Origin of the sequence: Enterovibrio qingdaonensis (assembly GCF_028683135.1) — a bacterium.
Taxonomy (GTDB): domain Bacteria; phylum Pseudomonadota; class Gammaproteobacteria; order Enterobacterales; family Vibrionaceae; genus Enterovibrio; species Enterovibrio qingdaonensis.
In genome coordinates, this window is sequence record NZ_JAJUBB010000068.1 from 1 (window position 1) to 615 (window position 615).

General features: G+C 48.1%; 1 protein-coding gene. It reads right to left on the reverse strand.

Features of this window, described 5'->3' with window-relative positions:
- On the reverse strand, positions 1 to 608 hold a 608-nt coding region (locus LRP49_RS25150; RefSeq protein WP_337992961.1), incomplete at its 3' end, for a transposase domain-containing protein.
- Positions 609 to 615: the final 7 nt, after the last annotated feature.

Below are 615 nucleotides of genomic sequence, written 5' to 3' on the forward strand. Positions count from 1 at the left end.
GAATTTTCTGGTGCTGACCCCACTAACTGCTGTGCATACGTGATTTCACTTTGCGTCACAGGCCCAAACGCTGCGTCAGATATCATGTGTGTTTTGGTCGACATCAAGGTGACAGCAAGCACTGAGGGGAACGAGGCTGACTTTTGCACATAGCCAAACCGTTGGTTACTGTCAGTATCATGAGTTCTAAAGTAAGTTCCATCGACACTGAGCACCTTCAAACCGCATACCTTGTCGAAGTCACATTGCTTTTCCCACTGTGCGGCCGTTAGCTTAAAGAGATAACGCATCGGCTCAGCCCCCAGCTTTTCTCTTCCCTTTATGATGCTACTCGTAGCGAGCGGAGGTAGTTCTCCTTTAGCATCAGGGAAAGCCAGTTCCAGTTGGTCACAAACACTTTGGATAGAACGGTTGCGCAGCAATCCTATCCCTAAAACCAGCCACACTGCCTGCTCCGCGGGGAAGCGTCTTTTACGCAAAGAAGCTCGTCCGGTCTGCTTGACGGCTTCTTCAACCCATTCCAGAGGGATATGCTTAGAAAAAGCATTGATATGATGGTCTTGGCAAAACTCAGCCGTGACATGTAACTCTTTGGAAAACTCAGACATAAAAAAA